The 21,001-nt window shown below is 45.6% G+C and carries 17 protein-coding genes; 15 read left to right on the top strand and 2 right to left on the bottom strand.

The features are described from left to right. Positions 1–12 precede the first annotated feature (12 nt). From rsgA to DW025_RS13935, 3 genes are read left to right on the top strand one after another with little or no spacing between them, the layout of a single operon-like run. Positions 13–885, top strand: a complete 873-nt coding sequence (gene rsgA / locus DW025_RS13925) for a ribosome small subunit-dependent GTPase A (protein ID WP_118649327.1) — start codon at positions 13–15, stop codon at positions 883–885. After that, positions 885–1,547 carry a ribulose-phosphate 3-epimerase gene (gene rpe, locus DW025_RS13930; RefSeq protein WP_117549067.1) on the top strand — a complete coding sequence of 221 codons (663 nt, stop codon included), beginning with the start codon at positions 885–887 and terminating at the stop codon, positions 1,545–1,547. The genes rsgA and rpe overlap by 1 nt, the downstream gene beginning before the upstream one ends. A gap of 22 nt (positions 1,548–1,569) precedes the next feature. Then, the gene (locus DW025_RS13935) at positions 1,570–2,232 is read left to right on the top strand and encodes a thiamine diphosphokinase (protein ID WP_055224121.1); all 663 of its coding nucleotides are present in this window, start codon (positions 1,570–1,572) and stop codon (positions 2,230–2,232) included. A gap of 110 nt (positions 2,233–2,342) precedes the next feature. Here the strand turns inward: DW025_RS13935 and DW025_RS13940 are convergent, their stop codons facing one another. After that, entirely contained in the window at positions 2,343–4,367 is a 2,025-nt protein-coding gene (locus DW025_RS13940; protein WP_242992612.1) for a Na/Pi cotransporter family protein, read from the bottom strand. Positions 4,368–4,639: 272 nt separating this feature from the next. Between DW025_RS13940 and DW025_RS13945 the strand changes: the two genes are divergently transcribed. Together DW025_RS13945 and DW025_RS13950 are read left to right on the top strand one after the other, a co-directional pair. After that, a complete protein-coding gene (locus DW025_RS13945) occupies positions 4,640–6,088 on the top strand; it encodes a hypothetical protein (protein ID WP_117549066.1) in 1,449 nt (482 codons plus the stop codon). Between the two features lie 15 nt (positions 6,089–6,103). Continuing rightward, positions 6,104–6,559: a 23S rRNA (pseudouridine(1915)-N(3))-methyltransferase RlmH gene (locus tag DW025_RS13950; RefSeq protein WP_015534824.1), complete on the top strand. Its 456-nt coding sequence runs from the start codon at positions 6,104–6,106 to the stop codon at positions 6,557–6,559. Between the two features lie 6 nt (positions 6,560–6,565). Here the strand turns inward: DW025_RS13950 and DW025_RS13955 are convergent, their stop codons facing one another. Further along, positions 6,566–6,964 (bottom strand): 23S rRNA (pseudouridine(1915)-N(3))-methyltransferase RlmH, encoded by a 399-nt coding sequence (locus DW025_RS13955; RefSeq protein ID WP_015534825.1) that lies wholly within the window; start codon positions 6,962–6,964, stop codon positions 6,566–6,568. A gap of 122 nt (positions 6,965–7,086) precedes the next feature. Here DW025_RS13955 and DW025_RS13960 point away from each other — a divergent pair, with 122 nt between their 5' ends. From DW025_RS13960 to DW025_RS14005, 10 genes are all read left to right on the top strand, one after another. Next, positions 7,087–7,899 (top strand): Cof-type HAD-IIB family hydrolase, encoded by an 813-nt coding sequence (locus DW025_RS13960; RefSeq protein WP_055224117.1) that lies wholly within the window; start codon positions 7,087–7,089, stop codon positions 7,897–7,899. 119 nt (positions 7,900–8,018) lie between these two features. Next, a complete protein-coding gene (locus DW025_RS13965) occupies positions 8,019–9,431 on the top strand; it encodes an LCP family protein (protein ID WP_117549064.1) in 1,413 nt (470 codons plus the stop codon). Between the two features lie 250 nt (positions 9,432–9,681). After that, positions 9,682–10,380 (top strand): UMP kinase, encoded by a 699-nt coding sequence (pyrH, locus tag DW025_RS13970; protein WP_055145001.1) that lies wholly within the window; start codon positions 9,682–9,684, stop codon positions 10,378–10,380. Between the two features lie 45 nt (positions 10,381–10,425). Beyond that, positions 10,426–10,971: a ribosome recycling factor gene (frr, locus tag DW025_RS13975; RefSeq protein ID WP_015534829.1), complete on the top strand. Its 546-nt coding sequence runs from the start codon at positions 10,426–10,428 to the stop codon at positions 10,969–10,971. Positions 10,972–11,016: 45 nt separating this feature from the next. Then, on the top strand, positions 11,017–11,745 hold the full coding sequence (locus DW025_RS13980; protein WP_117549063.1) for an isoprenyl transferase: 729 nt from the start codon (positions 11,017–11,019) through the stop codon (positions 11,743–11,745). A gap of 21 nt (positions 11,746–11,766) precedes the next feature. Then, entirely contained in the window at positions 11,767–12,564 is a 798-nt protein-coding gene (locus DW025_RS13985; RefSeq protein ID WP_117549062.1) for a phosphatidate cytidylyltransferase, read from the top strand. 92 nt (positions 12,565–12,656) lie between these two features. Further along, positions 12,657–13,799, top strand: coding sequence for a 1-deoxy-D-xylulose-5-phosphate reductoisomerase (dxr, locus tag DW025_RS13990; RefSeq protein ID WP_117549061.1), 1,143 nt, complete (start codon positions 12,657–12,659; stop codon positions 13,797–13,799). Position 13,800: 1 nt separating this feature from the next. Then, a complete protein-coding gene (locus DW025_RS13995) occupies positions 13,801–14,898 on the top strand; it encodes a M50 family metallopeptidase (RefSeq protein ID WP_117549060.1) in 1,098 nt (365 codons plus the stop codon). Between the two features lie 58 nt (positions 14,899–14,956). Beyond that, a complete protein-coding gene (gene ispG / locus DW025_RS14000; RefSeq protein WP_117549059.1) occupies positions 14,957–16,006 on the top strand; it encodes a flavodoxin-dependent (E)-4-hydroxy-3-methylbut-2-enyl-diphosphate synthase in 1,050 nt (349 codons plus the stop codon). 47 nt (positions 16,007–16,053) lie between these two features. Next, complete coding sequence (locus DW025_RS14005) at positions 16,054–20,955, top strand: PolC-type DNA polymerase III (protein ID WP_120000416.1); 4,902 nt, start codon at positions 16,054–16,056, stop codon at positions 20,953–20,955. Positions 20,956–21,001 lie beyond the last annotated feature (46 nt).

Below are 21,001 nucleotides of genomic sequence, written 5' to 3' on the forward strand. Positions count from 1 at the left end.
GTGGCAGAGATCATATCAGGAAAGATAATCAAAGGAATCGGTGGATTCTATTATATAGACGCCGAGGATGGACATTTGTACGAATGTAAGGCGAAGGGCATCTTCAGAAACAAAAAGGTCAAGCCCCTTGTCGGAGATAATGTGAATATAGAGATACTTGATCCTGAGAACAATCTAGGTAATATCGTTGAGATATTGCCTAGATTTAACTCTTTAATAAGACCTGCTGTGGCAAATGTGGATCAGACGATCATAATATTTGCCGTGAGCGAGCCTGAGCCGAACTTTAACCTACTTGACAGATTCCTTGTCAGCATGGAGAAAAGCGGTGTTGAGACTATCATTTGTTTTAACAAGACGGATCTTTCGCCGGACAATATGGAGGCTTGCAGATCATACAGCAAGAGCGGGTATGAGACAATCTTCATAAGTGCCAGGGAAGGCGAGGGCATAGACAGGCTCAGGGAGATCATAAAAGACCGCACAACGGTGTTTGCGGGGCCATCGGGAGTCGGCAAGTCGTCTACTCTCAATGCGATCAAGCCAGAGGCGGAGGCCCAGACAGGCGCTATAAGTGACAAGATAAAGCGTGGCAAGCACACCACGAGACATTCTGAGCTCATGCACATTGGCGGCAGGACATATATTATGGACACCCCGGGCTTTTCATCGCTCTATGTTGATTCCATAGAGGCGGAGGATCTCAAGGAGTATTTCCCGGATATTGCGGCATATACGGGAAAGTGCAGATTCAACATGTGCAATCATGTCAGTGAGCCGGATTGTCTGGTAAAGCAGGCGGTTGCGGACGGAGAGATAAGCCGTATAAGATACGAAGATTATGTAATGATATATAACGACTTAAAAGAAAAGAGGAAATGGTAATGATAATTCTTTCACCTTCATTATTGTCAGTTGATTTTGCACATATTGCGGACGGCATTGCGGAGCTTGACAGAGCGAAAGTTCCTGCGCTGCACCTTGACGTTATGGACGGTGCGTTTGTTCCGAACATATCATTTGGTGCGCCTGTCATAAAGTGTCTCAGAAAAGAGACGAACATGATATTTGACGTGCATCTCATGATAGAGGAGCCGGACAGATATCTTGAGGATTTCAAGAAGGCAGGTGCTGACTGGGTAACCGTACATGCAGAGAGCTGTAAGCATCTGCACAGAACCGTTGCCAGGATACATGAGCTTGGAATGAAGGCCGGAGTGGCACTCAATCCGGCAACTCCTGTATCAGTGCTTGACTATGTGATAGACGATCTGGATATGGTACTTGTTATGAGTGTCAATCCGGGATTCGGCGGACAGTCATTCATTCCTTCAGCACTCAGAAAGGTGGCTGAGGTCAGAAAAATGGCAGATGACAGAGGCCTTGAGCTCAATATAGAGGTGGATGGTGGAGTCAATTTGAAGAATGTGGGTGACGTCATAGAAGCCGGTGCAAATGTCATAGTTGCCGGTTCTGCGGTATTTGGCGGAGATGCCTACGAGAACAGCTGCAGCTTTCTCAAAGTATTTGAGAAATATGAGGCATAGATAATAAAGGGCAAATAGTGATATGAAAAGTTATATTATAATATCCGGAGGCAGAGTTGATCTGTATTCACTTCAGGGAATCATGGACAGACACCTTGAAAGCAGCAGAGTGATAGCTGTGGACAAGGGTATAGAGACCTGCAATAAGATAGGAATAGTACCAGATGTGATCGTGGGTGACTTCGATTCAGCCAGCAAGGTGACTGTGGGCGTGTACAGGAAGATGGCTAAAAAGATGCACTCCATACAGTTTGTTGATCTGGACACACACAAGGACTTCACGGATACTCATGTAGCCATCATGCATGCCATGGAGGAAGGTGCTACGGATATTTATATATCGGGGGCCACAGGAACGAGACTTGACCATACGATGGCAAACATAGGACTGCTCAAGGAGTGTGCAGATAAAGGCGTAAATGCGTATATAGAGGATGACCATAATGTAATAACCATGATAAATTCCAGTGCCGGAATAAGCCGGCTGGAGGGATACGATTATATATCTTTTATACCGTACGGTGGATGCGTCACGGGGGTAACACTTACAGGGTTTGAATACAACGTGGAGAATCGTACATTTGAGATAGGAGACAGCCTTGGAGTGAGCAACCGGGTTGTATCGGAGGATGCAAGGATAGAGATAGAAGATGGCTATATGATCGTCAATTACAGCCGTGACTGATATGGTTTAAAAGACCAGGCATATAAACTACAATATAAATATAACGAAAAAGCTCTGCACAGTGTATTATCTGTGCAGAGCTTTTTCACATAGCAGTTTGTTATATTCCTTTACTTTTTCTTGGAGTTCTTTTTACCCTTTTCAGGATATTTCTCATTTATCTTTTCTTTTATCTTTTCGTGCCTGTCGGCTACTTTGTTTTTTGCTGATGACTTTTTCTTCAGGTCGGACTTCTGGTTGTTCCTTGACTCATTCTTTTGCTCGTCGCCGGAAACCTTAGCTTTGTTATCAGGTTCATCAGGTGTTGTTAACTCACGGAGTTCGCGGATGCTTGCATCAAAGCCTTCTGTTATCGGATCGGCATACATGGATGAATAATATGCATACAGAGCCTTGTATTCCTCAGATGTCTTGTATCCGGTGATGTAGATGTGTCCGTGCATCTCGTCCATATGGATACCCCTGATCTTCTTGGCAATGTGAAGGCCGATGTTCTTACAGTGGCTTCCGATCCTGTCAAGACTTGTGAGAATGTCAACCAGTGCAAATCCTCCAGGGATACCACATTCGCCCATCTGAAGTCTCACAACGTGGTGATCCTTTATAAGCTCTGTTATCTCGCTGATGGTCTGTGCAAGTGGCTCTATTCTTGATATTGCCTGAAGATCGTCCTCCTTGAAGGCGTTCAGAGTCATATCAATAATATTGTTAGTCGCCTTGAGCGCTGTATGGATCTCCTTCATTCCCTGATCTGAGAAGTTTATCTTCTGATCTATTATATTTCTCGATACAACGAGAAGATTCTCACAGTGGTCACCAATCCTTTCCATATCACTCAGACTGTTCAGAAGCTCAGACACATCAAGTCGTTCGGATCTGGACATGTTGTTCTGTGATGTTACCTTGAGGAGGAAGTTGTTGAGTGAGCTCTCACATTTGTCTATGAAATCCTCATTCTCCTCGAGTTTGGCGGCATCTTCTTCATTGAAATCACTGATGAGTCTGCATGCTATTGCAAAGTTCTCTCTTATGCAGTCAGCCATGGCAAACATGACATTTCTTGCCTGTGAAATAGCGATGGAAGGGGTAGCGATAAGTCTCGGATCCAGTGTGGCGAGCTCTTTGTCGATCTTGGACTCCTCGTCGTCCCTGATGATCTTTCCTGTAAGTTTTGCCACCTGATTGGAGAATGGCAGAAGTATCAGGCTTATGATAAAGTTGAACAGGAAGTGGACGTTTGCAATGTTACCACGGTTTACGACCTTGTCCATGAAAGGCATGTCTATGAAAAGCTGAAGTCCGTATATGACAATAACAAAGAACACAGCTCCGAATATGTTAAAGAGAAGATATGAGAGAGAAACTCTCTTTGCCTTCTTGTTCGCACCGATTCCCCCGAGGATAATGGTCATACACTTACCGATGTTCTGACCGATAATGATAGGAATGGCTGTTCCGTATGTAACGACGCCTGTGGACGAAATGGCCTGGAGTATACCTACTGATGCAGATGAACTCTGTATGATGGCTGTGAGCACAAGTCCTATTAAAATACCAAGTAATGGGTTATTAAACGATGTGAACAGATTCTGGAAGCTCTCTGATTCCTTGAGTGGCGCAAATACACCCTCCATGGTATTCATGCCGAGAAAGAGGATTCCAAGACCAACAAGAATACTTGCAATATCACGTTTCTTGTTGTTATTTGTAAATAGTATGATAAATGCACCTATACATATAAGGATAGGAGCAAATGATGACGGTTTTAAAAGTTTAAGAAGAATATTAGTCTCCGCAAGATCTCCGAGACGAAGGATCTGTGCGGTCGCGGTACTACCGATGTTGGCACCAAACACGACAGGTATGGCCTGCCCAAGCTTCATGATTCCGGCATTTACAAAGCCGATGAGCATGATGGTCGTTGCTGCCGAACTCTGAATGATGGCTGTTACGGCTGTACCGAGTGTAAAACCCTTGATAGTTCCCGTGAACTGATTTTTTCCGGTTGTAAGTTTCTCAAGAACCTTTTCCAGACTGCCACCGGCGAGATTCTTCAGCGAGGCACCCATGAGATTCATTCCGAACAGAAATAAACCTACGCCTCCGAGCAATGTTAAAATAGAAAATAAATCCAAAATTATAGCCCTCCTGAGTAAAATGAATTTTACCTGTGTTTCTGACAGGTAAAAAATATGTAATAAATATGTAAAAGCCCATACGGTTCAAATTATAACACATCACTAGTTTTTGTACTATTGAAAAAATAATGCAATTGATGGTAACATTTCGGCAAATGTCACAATAAATATGATGGTGGCGGCAAAACTTCAACTGTGGTAGAATGAGCAGGGTATATTATATAAAAATGATAACGAAGATTCAGATAAAAGAATGGAGTGGCTGATACATGTCTGTTTTTAGTGATAAGAGAGTATTTGGAATCAAAAGGCAGAACTGTGGCGGTGTGTCCACCGCAGGGCAGGTATGCGCCAATGATGTAATATTGTGGGTCATATTTCTGCTACCTATTAATATAGTAATACATGGTGCAGGACAGTGCCTTGTGGCCATGGGATTGTTCGTGGGCAATGTTGTCGGATGGATATTTCTGTCAAAGCGTATGAATTCGTATGCTGAGATATCCCCTAAAAAGATACACAATGCTCCGGAGCTGTTCGCAGCAAGATATGGGTCATGGAAGTTGAAAGATCTGGTGTCCGTCATATGGATAGTGACGCTTTGCCTGATACTGGTGTCTGTTCTCAAGGTTATCGTATCGGTTGTCGCCTATTTTATGGACATGCCGGAGAGCATAAGCCTTGCCATCATAGTGTCATTTCTCATCCTTGCCACCATACTGGTTGACAATAAGCTGATGGGAATAATCAAGACAATAGTGTTCATAATGGTTATAATCGTATGTCTGACGATGATCGGACTGGTATTTTACAGGATGGATGCGAGGGAGATACTTGACAATTACAGGAGATCAAGGCTTGCAGGGGGAACCAGCATTTATCTGAATATACTGTATTACGATGGCAAAACAGTGGATATAGGAAGTGCGATATCCATGACGGGAGTAGGACTTGGATGTATAGCCATGCCGCTGATGTACAAGGGTGTCTTAAATATCCGGGATATCAAGGAGCTCGATGTCGGAAGAATATGGGCTGTAATCTTTGAAGGGTTCACAATACTTTCAAGCTGTATACTGGCACTTCTGGTCGTACCGGTGCTCTATCCTGAGAAGGCATGGGCAAATATGAACTCATTCCAGGTGTACAACCTGATGCTCAAGAAGCTGCTTGGAACGGGAACCTATGCGTATGTGTTCAGATTTGCCGCGCTTATGGTGTTTATAGCGGCGGTTGTCGTAATGCTGGAATCGTTCATGAGAAATATATGCGAACATATAAGAGGGCTTGTTCCTGCAATCTCAAGAGCCGGTGGAATCGCAAAGCTTCTTATAGATATAGGTGTTGTTGTGCTGACCGGATGCTGCGTTTTCCTGGTGGCAGAGTTTGTTGAATTCAACAGAGAGCATATGATCGCCGAAAACTGGGGATTGTGTGCGGCGGCACTTGCGGCTCCTCTTTTCTGTACACTGACGTACAGGCATGCGACCGGAAAAGGCATGTATGCTGGAATAATAGCAGGAATACTCACATTTGTTATGTGGAAATATCTCCCGTTTGTGAACGGAGGCAGCCTGGCGGCATACTCGGGTATCAGCGGTGACGTGGTTGGATTTGCAGTGAGTCTGCTGTTCACCATTGGAGTAAGTGTGTGCACGCAGAAAAATACAGAGGAAGAACTGAAGATATTTGACAGGATGAGGGCTGATCAGGCCTGATCTGAAGGAGTTCATATGATATACAGGATTGCCTGCGTCGGCAGGATAAAGGAACAGCATTTTACGCAGATGTTAAATGAATATAAGAAGGAGATCGACAAGAGAGGACGTCTGGAGATATGCGAGGTTCCTGACGAGAGGATACCTCAGAAGGCTGGCGACAAGGTAAATGCCATGATCATTGAGGCCGAGGCGGACAGGCTGAGACATGTGATCGGGAGAGACGACTATGTTATAGCACTGTGTATAGAAGGAAAGAAGACGACCACGGAAGGACTTGCCGATCAGGTCCGCAGGGCATCGGAGCGCGGACATGACACGGTTACATTTGTGATAGGGGGATCTCTTGGACTTGCTGCAGATATAGTGAGGAGGGCTGATTACAGGATGAGCGTGTCGGATATGACATTTCCGCATCAGCTCATAAGGGTGACGCTGGCGGAGCAGCTTGCGATCATAAGCCGGAGCTGACAGGGATTATTTGTGGTAGGTTATGTTGTTCAGGATAGTGTATGCCCTGTAGGTCTGCTCGGACAGCAGGAGGGCAGTCATCTCGGCGGACGGCTGTACTGAACAGAGAGAGAAATTTTCCATATCAGCTGTGAGTGATTCATCGTACCCTATGTAGAAGTTTATCTTTGAGGTACCGCTTGAAGTCAGACTGTTGATGCGGGCTGCGTAGTCCTCAGATGAGATGGTATCGGAGCCGGATATGCAGTAGTTTGTGGTGTTTTTCCCTGATGTGCATTTAATTTTCCCTGCAACACATACTATAGACAGAGTACAGTATGGAGAAAGTCTCTTGACGTACTCGGCGATGGCTTTCTGATACAAAGGGTTGATTTTTTTCTGATTAACGTATATGTTTATATCCATGTGATTTCTCCTAAAGTCAGAAATGGGCGGCAGGATGACGTAACGGCATCCTAACTATGACATTATATAGCATCAAGGAGAAAATATATAGCAAATTATGTTATAACATTATGGAGGATAAAATGAGTAAAAAATTACTGGCACTTGATATTGACGGAACGCTGACAAATACTCAGAAGGATATTACTCCGGCAACGCTGGAGAAAATAATAGAGGCACAGGAGAAGGGGCATATCGTTGCGATAGCATCGGGACGTCCACTGCCTGGAATAAGGAAGATAGCAGACACCATAGAGCTTGACAGATTTGGCGGATATGTGCTTGCTTTCAACGGCGGAAGGATCGTCGATTACAGTACCGGTGAGGTGGTATATCAGGCTGTGCTTGACAATGATGTGGTGAGGGATATATATGATTACTGTCTGAAAGCGGGCTGCGGAATGGTGACATACGATGGAGACCGAGTTATAACCGGAACTGATATAGACGGATACATGACATTTGAGGCAAGTATCAATCATATGGAGATCATGAGGATAGATAACTTCAGGGAATATATCGATTTCCCTCTCAACAAATGTCTTCTTACCGCAGATCCTGACAAGGCGGAGAAGATAGAGCAGGAGCTTGCAGAAAAGTTCGGTGATCAGCTTAACATATTCCGCTCGGAGCCATATTTTGTGGAGATCATGCCGCCAAATGTTCACAAGGCAACATCCCTTGAGAAGCTTCTTGAGGTCCTTGATATGGACAGAAAGGATCTTGTGGCGTGCGGTGACGGATATAATGACCTCACGATGATAGAGTATGCCGGGGTGGGAGTCGCCATGGCAAATGCACAGGACATAGTGAAGGAACATGCCGATTATATAACATTGTCAAATGACGAGGACGGACTTGTGCCGGTGGTGGACAAGTTTATCCTGGCTGACTGATCAAGTATAAAAATGTGTGAATTATGTGTATCCCGTTGAATTGATGAGATATTTGTAGTAAAATGTATTGCTATATGAGTTAAATTTTGACAGATACATTCGATATTTAGGAGAAAAATATGGGAAATAAAATGAGTGGTCATGATGACGATGATATGAAGCGTGTTAAGGGCAGATATGCCGGAGAGATGCTTTTTGACGATGAAGATGATTACGATGACGATGCCGATGATTATTCAGATGATCATGGCAGAACCGGTATTGCAAAGGATGATTATTCCGACAGCGCATTTGGACCGGGCGCAGACGATGAAGAGGATGCGGCATCAGAAGAGGAAGCTTATACATCGGATGATGAATATTATGAAGATGAATATGCGGAAGAAGAGCAGGATATGAAGGATCAGAAGAGAAAGAAAAAGAACAGAGTATGGGGAATCATACTTGCAATCGAGGTTGTTGCAGCCATAGTCATAGGCGTTCTGTTTGTGAAGTCGTACATCAACAACACATATAACAAGATGCAGTACAAAGAGCTGAAGGACACTCATATAAATGAGGATCTGGATGAAGAAACAGTCAAGAAGATGACAGGATACACCAACATCGCATTGTTTGGTATAGATACCAGAGATGCAGGCATGGTTGACGAAGGAGTGCGTTCAGACAGTATAATCATCTGTAGCATCAACAATGATACACAGGAGGTCAAGCTTCTCTCACTGTACAGAGATACTTACCTTGAGCTCTGTAATGACAGCCAGTCATACGAGAAGGCAGCTCATGCATACGCATACGGCGGAGCACAGGGCGCTGTCAATATGATAAATAAGAACCTTGACCTGAATATAACAGATTACGTTGCGGTCAATTTCACAGCCCTCACAGAAGCCATCGATGCCCTGGGTGGAATTGATATAGAGCTGAAGGAGGAGGAGCTTTATAAGCTCAACCAGTGTATTGACGAGCAGATGGGTGTAAATGGTATTTATTCAGATTATGTATATGACACAGGTGTCGTTCATCTGAACGGTGTGCAGGCTACAGCCTACTCAAGAATCAGAAGTACAGATGAGGGTGATATAACAAGAACATGGAGACAGAGAACAGTTATCTCCAAGATGATAGAGGCGGCAAAGACAGCAGGAATCTCCAAGCTGCTTGATTGTATCAACGTGGTTGTGGATGATGTTGCATCAAGCCTTACAGAGGAAGAGATCATTGATATGGCAAAATCCTGCTTCAACTACAAGCTGTCTACTACAACAGGATTCCCGTTTACCATCGCCAGTCCTACCATGGATGAGGTGAGCTATGTCGTTGCCTGTGATCTCGCAACGAATGTCACAGCACTTCACAGATTCCTGTTCGACGACATGAATTATACACCGTCAGCTACCGTACAGAATATAAGCTACAACATCATCAATGATTCAGGCTGTGAGAATCAGCTTGATCTTGATACATTTACAGTTCAGGATGATGTGGATTCCATTGTATCGACGGAGTCAGATTATTCTGATGGCTATTGATGATATCTGGGATCTGAAAGCAGGATGTCGGGTGACATATAACAGAAATAAGCATAACAGCAAGGCACATATCATATGCACGTGTACACAGTGATATGTGCCTTTCTTTTTTACTTTGAAATGTAAAGGGTATGTGCTATAATGAATCAGGTCGTCAGGCAGATGTCTGCATGGGTTATCATGCTAGGATATGACGATATATAATATGAATAATAAAATATGAACACAAAGGATGGATCGCGATATGAAGATGGACAGAATTCTGCTCAAGATGAGCGGTGAAGCTCTTGCCGGTGATAAGAAACATGGTTTTGACGAGGAGACAGTCAGAGATGTGTCCAATCAGGTAAAGCAGATAGTAGACAAGGGAATACAGGTATGTGTAGTAATAGGAGGAGGAAACTTCTGGAGAGGAAGAACTTCAGACAACATGGACAGAGTTAAGGCGGATTCCATAGGAATGTTGGCAACTGTCATGAACTGTATCTACACAGCGGACAGCTTCAGAAGCTGCGGAATAAAGACACACATCATGACACCATTTGTATGTGGTAATATGACTGAGCTTTTTGACAAGGACAAGGCAATCGCATATATGGAGCAGGGAGATGTCGTATTTTTTGCAGGTGGAATCGGCCATCCATATTTCTCAACAGATATGGCGACAGTGCTTATGGCAATAGAGGTTCAGGCAGATGTCATTCTTTCAGGTAAGGCCATCGATGGAGTATATGACAGTGATCCAAAGACCAATCCGAACGCTAAGAAGTATGACAGCATGAAGATGAGCGATATAGTAGATAACAAGCTCGGAGTAATAGATCTTGCCTCAGCAGTTCTTGCTATGGAGAACAAGATGCCTATGATGCTGTTTGGCCTGAATGATGAGAACAGCATAGTGAAAGCCGTTACAGGCGGTTTCACCGGAACATATGTGAATGCGGAATAAAAGGGAAAATAATAAGAAAAATATATAATCCAGGAGGAATGAATCATGTTAACACAGTACGAAGAGAAGATGCAGAAGTCAGTTGAGAATCTTGAGGCTGAGTATGCTACCATCAGAGCAGGAAGAGCGAACCCTAACATCCTCAACAAGATCAAGGTTGAGTATTATGGAGTTCCAACACCTATGCAGCAGCTTGCAAATATAACTGTTCCAGAGGCCAGAACACTGGTCATCGCACCATGGGAGCCATCACTTGTCAAGGAGATAGAGAAGGCTATCATGAATTCTGATCTTGGAATCACACCTAACAACGATGGAAGAAACATCATCCTCAACTTCCCAGAGCTCACAGAGGACAGAAGAAAAGAGCTCGTCAAGGATATCAAGAAGAAGGGTGAGGGCGCAAAGGTCGCTATAAGAAACATCAGACGTGATGCCAACGATGCCATCAAGAAGATGGAGAAGAACGGAGACATAAGCGAGGATGAGCTCAAGGACAACGAGGACAAGATCCAGAAGCTCACAGATAAGTACGTTGGTCAGATCGACAAGGCTGTTGAGTCAAAATCCAAGGAGATCATGACAGTATAATAATCATGGATATGATGTATCCCTAAAATGGAATGCGGAGATAATATGAAGAGAGAGATTAACGGAGAATTACTTAATGTGCCGGAGCACGTGGCTGTGATCATGGATGGAAATGGCAGATGGGCAAAGAAGAGATTTCTTCCCAGGAACTATGGACACGCAGAGGGTGCGAAGGCTCTTGAGGCTATATGTGAAAATTGCGATAGGCTTGGAATAAAGTATCTCACAGTGTATGCTTTTTCCACGGAGAACTGGAAGAGGTCTGTTGAGGAAGTCACAGGTATCATGAATCTTTTCAGAAAGTACCTGGTTGACAGTATAGAGAGATCTAACAACGCCAACATGAAGGTTAACCTCATAGGTAAGCGCGAGGGCCTCCCGGAGGATATAGTTCAGAAGATGGATGATCTGGAGAGGGAGACTGCGGGGAATACAGGACTTCAGTTCCATATAGCGATAAACTACGGTGGACGTGATGAGATTGTCAGGGCGGTGAAGAAGATCATGAAGGATGCCGATGCGGGAAAGATCAGTGCGGATGACATTGACGAGAGCCTGTTTGCGGAATATCTCGACACAAAGGGTGTGCCTGATCCTGATCTGCTAATAAGGACAAGCGGTGAGGAGAGAACATCCAACTTCCTCCCATGGCAGCTTGCATATTCTGAGTTTTATTTCACAGATACACTGTGGCCTGATTTTGACATGGATTCTCTGATAGAAGCCGTGAGGTACTACAATAAGAGAGAGAGAAGATTCGGAGATGCAAAATAGTTATCCGGAGGATATTAGTTAATGAAACAGAGAGTGATAAGTGGTGCGGTTCTGGTAGTGATACTGGCCATCACATTATATTTTGGAGGGATAGTAACATGCGGCCTTATGGCTCTGGTATCCCTTGTGGGCAATATGGAGCTGCTCAGAGTATACGGAGTGAACAAGAAGACTCCGGGAATCGTGTGTTACCTGGCGACAGTTCTGTATTATATAGCCATATACCTGGATCGTATGGACATTATTGTTCCTATGATGGTCGTATATTTATTGGTTATGCTTGCTGTGTATGTGCTGACATTCCCAACATACAGCGATAAACAGATCATGGCGGCATTTATGGATTTCTTCTATGTAAGTGTCATGCTGTCATTTGTATATCTCATAAGAAACATGGAGCATGGACTGGTACTTGTCCTGTTGATATTTGTCAGCTCATGGATAAATGATACATGTGCTTACTTCGTGGGAAGAGCCTTCGGAAAGCACAAGATGGCACCTGTGCTCAGCCCTAAGAAGAGCATAGAGGGTCTTATCGGCGGTATCGTTGGAGCAGGTGTATTCGGAGCAGTGTTTGGCATACTGTTTGATAAGTATGTAGACACCATGAACTATGCGCCATTACTTTTTGCAGTTGTCGGCGCTGTCGGTGCACTTCCGGCGGTTATTGGAGATCTGGCAGCATCTGCGATAAAGAGAAATAACGACATCAAGGACTACGGAAAGCTGATTCCGGGTCACGGAGGAATATTGGACAGATTTGACAGCATAATATTTACAGCACCGATAATTTATTATCTGCTTGTATATCTGCTGTAGGATACATGATGGGCAGTGCCCAGTGGGTTCACTGGATACTGCCTATTATATTCGGATAGATGATCCGGTAAATCCGGATACAGGAGGATAACATGAAGAATGTAGCGATAATTGGCTCTACAGGTTCAATTGGAACACAGACCCTTGAGATAGTTAGGGTTCAGGAAGATCTGAATATAGTGGCGCTTGCCGCCGGAAGTAATATAGAGCTCCTGGAAAAACAGGCGAGGGAGTTTTCGCCTGAGGTTGTGGGAATATGGAGCGAAGAGAATGCTGCGAGACTCAGAGAGTGCCTTGCGGACACTGACATAAGAGTTGTTGCGGGCATGGACGGATTGATAGAGATAGCAGAGCTTTCATCATCAGACATCCTTGTCACGGCAATAGTTGGCATGATCGGAATAAGACCGACTATAGCAGCCATAAATGCGGGAAAGGACATAGCACTTGCCAATAAAGAGACTCTGGTGACAGCGGGACATATCATCATGCCGCTGGCGGCGGAGAAGAATGTAGCGATACTGCCTGTTGACAGCGAACATTCCGCTATATTCCAGTCCCTTCAGGGAAATGTGCACGGCGATGTGGAGAAGATACTGCTCACAGCGTCAGGTGGGCCTTTCAGGGGAAAGGATACCGCATTTCTTGAGAATGTTCAGGTGGAGGATGCGCTCAAGCATCCAAACTGGAGTATGGGAAGAAAGATAACAATAGATTCAGCAACCATGGTCAACAAGGGACTTGAGGTTATAGAGGCAAAGTGGCTCTTTGATGTGAAGCCGGAGAATATCCAGGTGGTAGTCCAGCCACAGAGCATAATCCACTCGATGGTTGAGTACAGGGATGGCGCAGTCATAGCACAGCTTGGAACTCCGGACATGAAGCTTCCGATACAGTACGCTTTGTGTTATCCGGAGAGAAGATACATGGCCGGTGACAGACTGGACTTCTGGACTATGAACTCGATTCTTCTTGAGAAGCCGGACATGGATACATTTAAGGGATTAAAGTATGCGTATTCTGCCATAGCAGATGGCGGTTCAATGCCGACTGTATTCAATGCGGCAAATGAGTGCGCAGTGGCAAAATTCCTTGACAGGAAGATACGCTTCCTCGATATATACAGGATAATAGAGGAGTGTATGGCGAGTCATACAGTTATAGAAAACCCTGACGTGTCACAGATACTTGACACTGAGCGCTGGGTATATGATTTTGTAGAAAGCAGGTGGTAGATTGAACATAATTCTCATAATTCTAGTATTTGGTGTGATAATATTTTTTCATGAGCTTGGACATTTTATTGTCGCAAAGATCAATCATATATCGGTAATTGAGTTTTCCATGGGACTTGGCCCAAAGCTCTTCTCGTTTACCAAGAAGGATACACAGTATTCACTGAGACTCATACCTCTGGGCGGTTATTGTATGTTGCTAAGCGAAGGCGAGGAAGGTCATGAGGATGACGAGAACGCATTTGAGAAGAAGTCCATATGGGTGCGTATGGCGGAGGTCCTTGCCGGTCCGTTCATGAACATAGTTATAGCATTTATCTTTTCAGCGGTCATAATCCACTTCTGTGGTACAGATCCTGCGACTATCGGCAGGGTGTACGACAGCGGGATGGCGAAGGAAAGCGAGTATGCGGATGTTGTCAAGGAGTTCAATGGAGTTTATCCTGCGGAGCAGGCCGGGATAGAGGATGGAGATACCGTCCTTGAGATCGGCGGAAGCAAGATCAAGAACTTCAGGGAGCTTCAGATATATCTTGAGATATACGGGGACGGTTCTCCTATAGACCTCAAGATGCAGAAGAAGGATGGCACGGTGTACGATACGACTGTATATCCGGTGGAGACAAGTGCAGGTTATAAGGTGGGAATCGTAAGCTGCGGTTATGTCTTGCCACAGAATTTTGGCGAGCTGATGAAGTATTCTGCCTATGAGGTCAGATACTGGGTCAAGGCCACGTTCCTGAGCCTTAAGCTCATAGTCACCAGACAGGTCAGCTCAGATGAGGTGTCCGGCCCTGTGGGTGTGGCAAAGTCCATGAACGATACGTTCAATGAGGCTGCAAAGGTCGATGTCCTTACGGTTCTCCTCAACTGGATGAACTATATAGTGCTTCTCTCGGCCAACCTTGGAATCATGAATATGCTTCCGATACCGGGACTTGACGGAGGACGTTTCCTGTTCCTGCTGATCGAGCTTATAACCAGGCGGAAGGTTCCGAAGGACAAGGAAAACATAGTCACATTTGTGGGATTTGTGCTGGTCATGATCCTCATGGTCGTAATATTGTTCAATGATATAAAGAATGTATTTTTCAGTTAAAGACAATTAAAGAAGGAGGAAAGGCGCCAGTGCTTATGTACTGGCGCTGTGAGTATATATGAAGACAAGAGAGATCCACATAGGTGACAGGGTTATAGGCGGAGGCAATCCGATACTTATACAGTCCATGACCAACACAAAGACGAGCGATGTGGAGGCTACGGTTGCACAGATACTCCAGCTTGAGAAGGCCGGATGTGACATAATCAGATGTACGATAAACGATGAGGCTGCAGCAGATGCAATCCCGGCTATAAAGAAACAGATCCACATTCCGCTTGTGGGCGACATACATTTTGACTACAGGCTTGCCATAAAGGCCATAGAAAATGGTGTGGACAAAATCAGGATAAATCCGGGAAATATCGGAGGACAGGAGAAGCTGGCAAAGGTAGTCGAGGCTGCCAGAAAGAGAAATATTCCTATAAGGGTCGGTGTAAACAGTGGTTCTCTGGAGAAGAATCTCGTGGAGAAGTACGGCGGAGTGACCGCAGAGGGAATAGTTGAGAGCGCTCTTGACAAGGTGCGCATGATCGAGGAGCTTGACTATCACAACATAGTCATAAGCATCAAGTCGTCTGATGTTATGATGTGCGTGAGAGCCCATGAGCTCATCGCGGACAAGACAGATTACCCTCTGCATGTGGGAATCACGGAGTCAGGAACCGTCACAAGAGGAAATATCAAATCATCGGTGGGACTTGGAATCATACTCCATGAGGGAATAGGCGATACGATAAGAGTGTCCCTGACAGGAGATCCGGTGGATGAGATCCTGTCAGCAAAGCTTATTCTCAAGGCTCTTGGACTCAGAAAGGGCGGAGTAGAGCTTGTGTCATGTCCGACCTGTGGACGTACTGAGATCGACCTTATCGGACTTGCAAACAAGGTGGAAAAGCTTGTGTCAGACTATGACCATCTCAATATTAAAGTCGCAGTTATGGGTTGTGTGGTGAACGGCCCGGGAGAGGCTAAGGAAGCCGACCTTGGAATTGCAGGAGGCAAGGGCTGCGGACTGCTCATCAAGAAGGGTGAGATAGTTGGCAGACTCAGTGAGGATGAATTTATACCAGCGTTGAAGCGCGAGTTAGATAATTGGAGTGAATAGGATTGAACAACGAAGATCGTATTTTGGAACAAGAGAATATAGATCAGATGTATGCCGATGAGATGCAGACTCAGATGGATTATGAAGCCCAGATGGCTGAACAGGAGATGTATGAGAGCCAGATGTATGCTGATATGCAGCAGGAGAGCGCATCGTACACCCAGGCGGATGTTCACGACTCGGACTGGCATATCGCAGATGATATGGAGGAAGATGCCGAGGACGAAGACGTGGTCAGTGATGGCACTGGTGGCGATATGGTCGAGGGGTGCGAGGCTGATGCTGATACACCGGAAGGCTCAGTGAGTGGAAATGAGAGTAATGATGGCTCTGCAACGGCGGTTTCAGATGCCGGAAATGAGCAGGCGGAGCTCTTCATGACGGTGTTCCCCGGAGTGGAGATGACTAAGGAGCTTGCAGGTCTGTTCACCGAGGTGTATGTGACAAAAGTCACGATATATGACAGTAAAAATATCCTGCAGGTTGACATAAGATCGAGACATATAATAAGCAGACCGAATATAGAAAAGGCGGAGGAGTGTATCCGTAAGTTTGTATTTGGCAATAAAAGGTATACGGTCCAGATACGGGAGCACTATACACTTTCTACACAGTACAATCTCGAAGCAATAGTCAAAGCATATCAGGACAGCATACTCTACGATATAAGATCATTCAGCAATGTGGGCTACAGGCTTATATCCAGATCGATAGGAGAACTGTACTGTGACGGAGACGCGATAACCATAGCTATAGAGGACAGTAAGATAGCGCATATACACGCTGAGAAAATAAAGGCGTATATGGAGGAGATGTTCCAGGAGAGATTTGACCTGAATGTCAATGTTGCATTTGAGTACAGTGAGGCGGACAAGGAGAAGTTGAGGAGAGCCAGTGCACTTGTTGAGCAGCAGAAGATAGATGCCATATTGAACAACCTCAGGGATCATGGCGACATCATCGTGGACGGAAAGGCCGTGGACAAGGATAAGCTCGGAGTGTCGAAGAAGGAAGATAAGAATAAGAAGAGCGAGGGACACAAGCCTGATGAGAATAAGGCTGCTCCTGCATCTTCCGGCGGCGATTCAGGCCAGAAAAATGGCGGTGAAAAGGAGAAGTTCGGAAGAAGGCGAAGATATTCAGATGATCCAGAGGTGTTCATAGGAAGAGATGTGGAGGGCAGGCTGCTTGAGATATCCAGCATCAACGATGGTATCGGAGAGGTCGTCATCCACGGACAGATCATGAGCACTGAGGAGAGAGAGCTCCGAAATGGCAAGATCATACTGACGGGATATATAACAGATTTCACAGACACCATAGGCTTCAAGATGTTCTGCAGCCCTGAGGATATGGAGGTCTACCGCGAGGAGATACAGAAGGGTAAGTTCTATAGGATGAAGGGCCTTGCCGAGTTCGACTCGTATGCCAAGGAGGTTATGATATGCCGAGTGCTCGGTATGAAGCACATTCAGGACTTCCGTGTACCTCGTATGGATACATATCCTGAGAAGCGTGTCGAGCTTCACATGCATACCAAGATGAGCGAGATGGACAGTGTGGTCGATATAGAGACCATCGTGAAGCGTGCCAGCGACTGGGGACACCCTGCCATAGCGATCACGGATCACGGTGTTGTTCAGGCTTTCCCTATAGCAAACCATACAAAGGGACTCAGAAAAGATTTCAAGATCATATATGGTGTCGAGGGTTACTTTGTCGATGACCTGAAGGATCTGGTCAAGAACTCAAGGAATCAGAGCCTTGATTCGGAATACGTGGTATTTGATATAGAGACAACGGGACTTTCCAAGAAGCACAACAAGATCATAGAGATCGGTGCGGTCAAGGTGAAGGACGGAGAGGTCGTAGATACATTCTCGGAGTTTATAAATCCGGGTGTGCCTATCCCATACCAGATAGAACAGCTCACATCCATCAATGATGATATGGTAAAGGATGCGCCGATGTTCGATGTGATCGTTCCGAGATTTGTGGAGTTCTGCGGTGACGATATCGTGGTTGCCCACAATGCGTCATTTGATACGGGATTTGTGAGAATGAATGCGGAGGAGCTTGGACTTAAGTTCGACAACACGGTTCTGGATACCATGACGCTCAGCCATATACTGCTGCCGGAGCTTGGAAAATTCACTCTGGACAGAGTGTGTAAGGAACTCAAGGTCGTGAATGCGCATCACCACAGAGCCATAGACGATGCGGAGGCCACGGCGAAAGTATTCTTCAAGCTGCTCGACATGCTGAAGGAGAGAGATGTTAAGACCATGGATGATCTAAATGTCCTTGGAAGCACCTCACCTGATGCGATCAAAAAGGATAAGACATATCACGGAATTATCCTGGCAAAGAACGAGATAGGAAGAGTTAATCTGTACAGGCTCATATCTGAGTCTCATCTGACATATTTTGCGCGAAGGCCGCGTATGCCGATGAGTCTCATCAACAAATACAGAGAGGGTCTGATAATAGGCTCTGCCTGTGAGGCGGGAGAGCTGTTCCGTGCCATAGTTGATGATGCGTCGGATGAGGAGATAGTGAGACTGGTCAACTGGTTTGACTACCTTGAGATACAGCCGCTTGGCAACAATGAATTCATGACGAGGGATACAAGGAATCCAAAGACCATGGACGATCTGATCGGATACAACAAGAGGATCGTGGAGCTCGGAGAGATGTTTAACAAGCCAGTGGTCGCAACCTGTGATGTGCATTTCCTTGATCCTGAGGATTATATATACAGGGCGATCATCATGAAGAGCAAGGGTTTTGACGATGCTGATATGCAGCCACCGCTGTATTTCCGTACCACGGAGGAGATGCTGGCAGAGTTCCAGTATCTTGGAAGTGACAAGGCCAAGGAGGTCGTCATCACAAACACGAATATGATAGCGGACATGATAGAGAGGATAGAGCCGGTCAGACCGGACAAGGCGCCTCCTATCATCGAGAATTCGGATCAGACACTTACGGATATATGTTATACCAAGGCACATGAGATATATGGCCCAGACCTGCCACCTCAGGTTCAGGAGAGACTGGACAGGGAGCTGCACTCCATCATTTCAAATGGATTTGCGGTTATGTACATCATCGCACAGAAGCTTGTGTGGGATTCCAATGACCACGGATATCTGGTTGGTTCCCGAGGTTCGGTTGGATCTTCATTTGTCGCAACAATGGCCGGTATCACGGAGGTAAATCCGCTGTCGGCTCACTATATCTGTCCGAAATGCCACTTTGTGGATTTTGATTCAGAGCTTGTAAAGTCGTATTCGGGAATGAGCGGATGTGATATGCCGGACAGAGACTGTCCGAATTGTGGAACACCGCTTATAAAGGAAGGACACGATATACCATTCGAGACATTCCTTGGATTCAACGGAGACAAGGAGCCTGATATCGATTTGAACTTCTCGGGTGAGTATCAGTCGAAGGCACATGCATACACCGAGGTACTCTTCGGCAAGGGCAAGGCATTCAAGGCGGGAACCGTAGGTGGTGTTGCGGAAAAGACAGCATTTGGATATGTGTATAATTACTTCAAGGATCACTCCAAGGAGGATCTCATGGCGGAGGCCAAGGCGTCCGGAATGGATGAGAAGGCCGCGAAGAAGTACGCTGAGGAGAATGCAACGGTCACAAAGAGAAGATGCGAGATGGAGCGTCTGGCTCTGGGATGTACCGGTGTCAGAAGAACCACGGGTCAGCATCCGGGTGGTATGATAGTTCTTCCGAGACATGAGGAGATATATTCATTTACACCTATACAGCACCCGGCAAATGATGTGACATCGGATATCATAACGTCACATTTTGAGTACCATTCAATCGATCATAACCTGCTGAAGCTCGATATTCTTGGACACGATGATCCGACCATGATCAGGCGACTTGAGGATCTGACGGGACTTGATGCCACGAAGATAAGACTTGACGACAAGGATGTCATGGAATTGTTTCACAGCACAAAGTCGCTGGGGATCACACCGGAGGATATCAATGGGATACCTCTTGGAAGCCTGGGGGTGCCGGAGTTCGGAACGGACTTTGCTATGCAGATGCTTATAGATGCCAAGCCGACATGTTTCTCAGATCTTGTGCGAATAGCGGGTCTGGCGCATGGAACCGATGTATGGCTGGGCAACGCGCAGGAGCTCATCAAGTCGGGCAAGTGTACCATATCGACAGCCATTTGTTGTCGTGACGATATTATGGTTTATCTGATACACATGGGACTTGATGCCGGACTTGCCTTCAACATCATGGAGAAGGTTCGTAAGGGAATAGTTGCCAAGGGCAAATGTGACAAATGGGATGACTGGAAGGCGGAGATGGCTGCCCACGGAGTACCGGACTGGTACGTATGGTCATGTCAGAAGATCAAGTACATGTTCCCGAAGGCCCATGCGGCGGCCTATGTCATGATGGCGTGGAGAATTGCCTGGTTCAAGGTCAATTATCCGCTTGAATACTATACAGCATTCTTCAGTATCAGAGCTGATGACTTCAGCTATGAGATGATGTGCTTTGGCAAGGAGAGAGTTCTCTTCCATATCAATGAGATAAGCAAGGTGGACAAGAACAAGAGATCAGCCAAGGACGAGGGCAAGCTCAAGGATCTGAAGATAGTTCTCGAGATGTACGCAAGAGGCTACGACTTTGTTCCAATAGATATATATAAGGCAAAGGCTGACCGGTTCCAGATAATAGACGGCAAGATTATGCCATCCTTCGCATCCATAGAAGGAATGGGAGAGAAGGCTGCACAGCAGCTCTACGATGCCGCCCAGAAGGGGCCGTTCCTCTCCAAGGAGGAGATCAATGAGCGTGCAAAGATCGGCAAGGGAACCATCGAGAAGATGAGTGAGCTGGGCATCCTGGACGGAATGCCGGAGACAAATCAGCTTTCGCTGTTTGACTTTATGTAGGCTGGCGGAACAAATTAAGTCAATAATCTGAAAAAAGTTTGCAATT

The organism is Coprococcus sp. AF38-1 (assembly GCF_003603945.1).
GTDB lineage: Bacteria > Bacillota > Clostridia > Lachnospirales > Lachnospiraceae > Coprococcus > Coprococcus aceti.

Coding starts and splice junctions, on each gene's coding strand:
- dxr (WP_117549061.1), top strand. CDS start 12,657: ATGAAGAATGTAGCGATAATTGGCTCTACAGGTTCAATTGGAACACAG.
- DW025_RS13960 (WP_055224117.1), top strand. CDS start 7,087: ATGAGTAAAAAATTACTGGCACTTGATATTGACGGAACGCTGACAAAT.
- DW025_RS13950 (WP_015534824.1), top strand. CDS start 6,104: ATGATATACAGGATTGCCTGCGTCGGCAGGATAAAGGAACAGCATTTT.
- pyrH (WP_055145001.1), top strand. CDS start 9,682: ATGGACAGAATTCTGCTCAAGATGAGCGGTGAAGCTCTTGCCGGTGAT.
- DW025_RS13935 (WP_055224121.1), top strand. CDS start 1,570: ATGAAAAGTTATATTATAATATCCGGAGGCAGAGTTGATCTGTATTCA.
- rpe (WP_117549067.1), top strand. CDS start 885: ATGATAATTCTTTCACCTTCATTATTGTCAGTTGATTTTGCACATATT.
- DW025_RS14005 (WP_120000416.1), top strand. CDS start 16,054: ATGTATGCCGATGAGATGCAGACTCAGATGGATTATGAAGCCCAGATG.
- DW025_RS13945 (WP_117549066.1), top strand. CDS start 4,640: ATGTCTGTTTTTAGTGATAAGAGAGTATTTGGAATCAAAAGGCAGAAC.
- frr (WP_015534829.1), top strand. CDS start 10,426: ATGTTAACACAGTACGAAGAGAAGATGCAGAAGTCAGTTGAGAATCTT.
- DW025_RS13965 (WP_117549064.1), top strand. CDS start 8,019: ATGGGAAATAAAATGAGTGGTCATGATGACGATGATATGAAGCGTGTT.
- ispG (WP_117549059.1), top strand. CDS start 14,957: ATGAAGACAAGAGAGATCCACATAGGTGACAGGGTTATAGGCGGAGGC.
- DW025_RS13985 (WP_117549062.1), top strand. CDS start 11,767: ATGAAACAGAGAGTGATAAGTGGTGCGGTTCTGGTAGTGATACTGGCC.
- DW025_RS13980 (WP_117549063.1), top strand. CDS start 11,017: ATGAAGAGAGAGATTAACGGAGAATTACTTAATGTGCCGGAGCACGTG.
- DW025_RS13955 (WP_015534825.1), bottom strand. CDS start 6,964: ATGGATATAAACATATACGTTAATCAGAAAAAAATCAACCCTTTGTAT.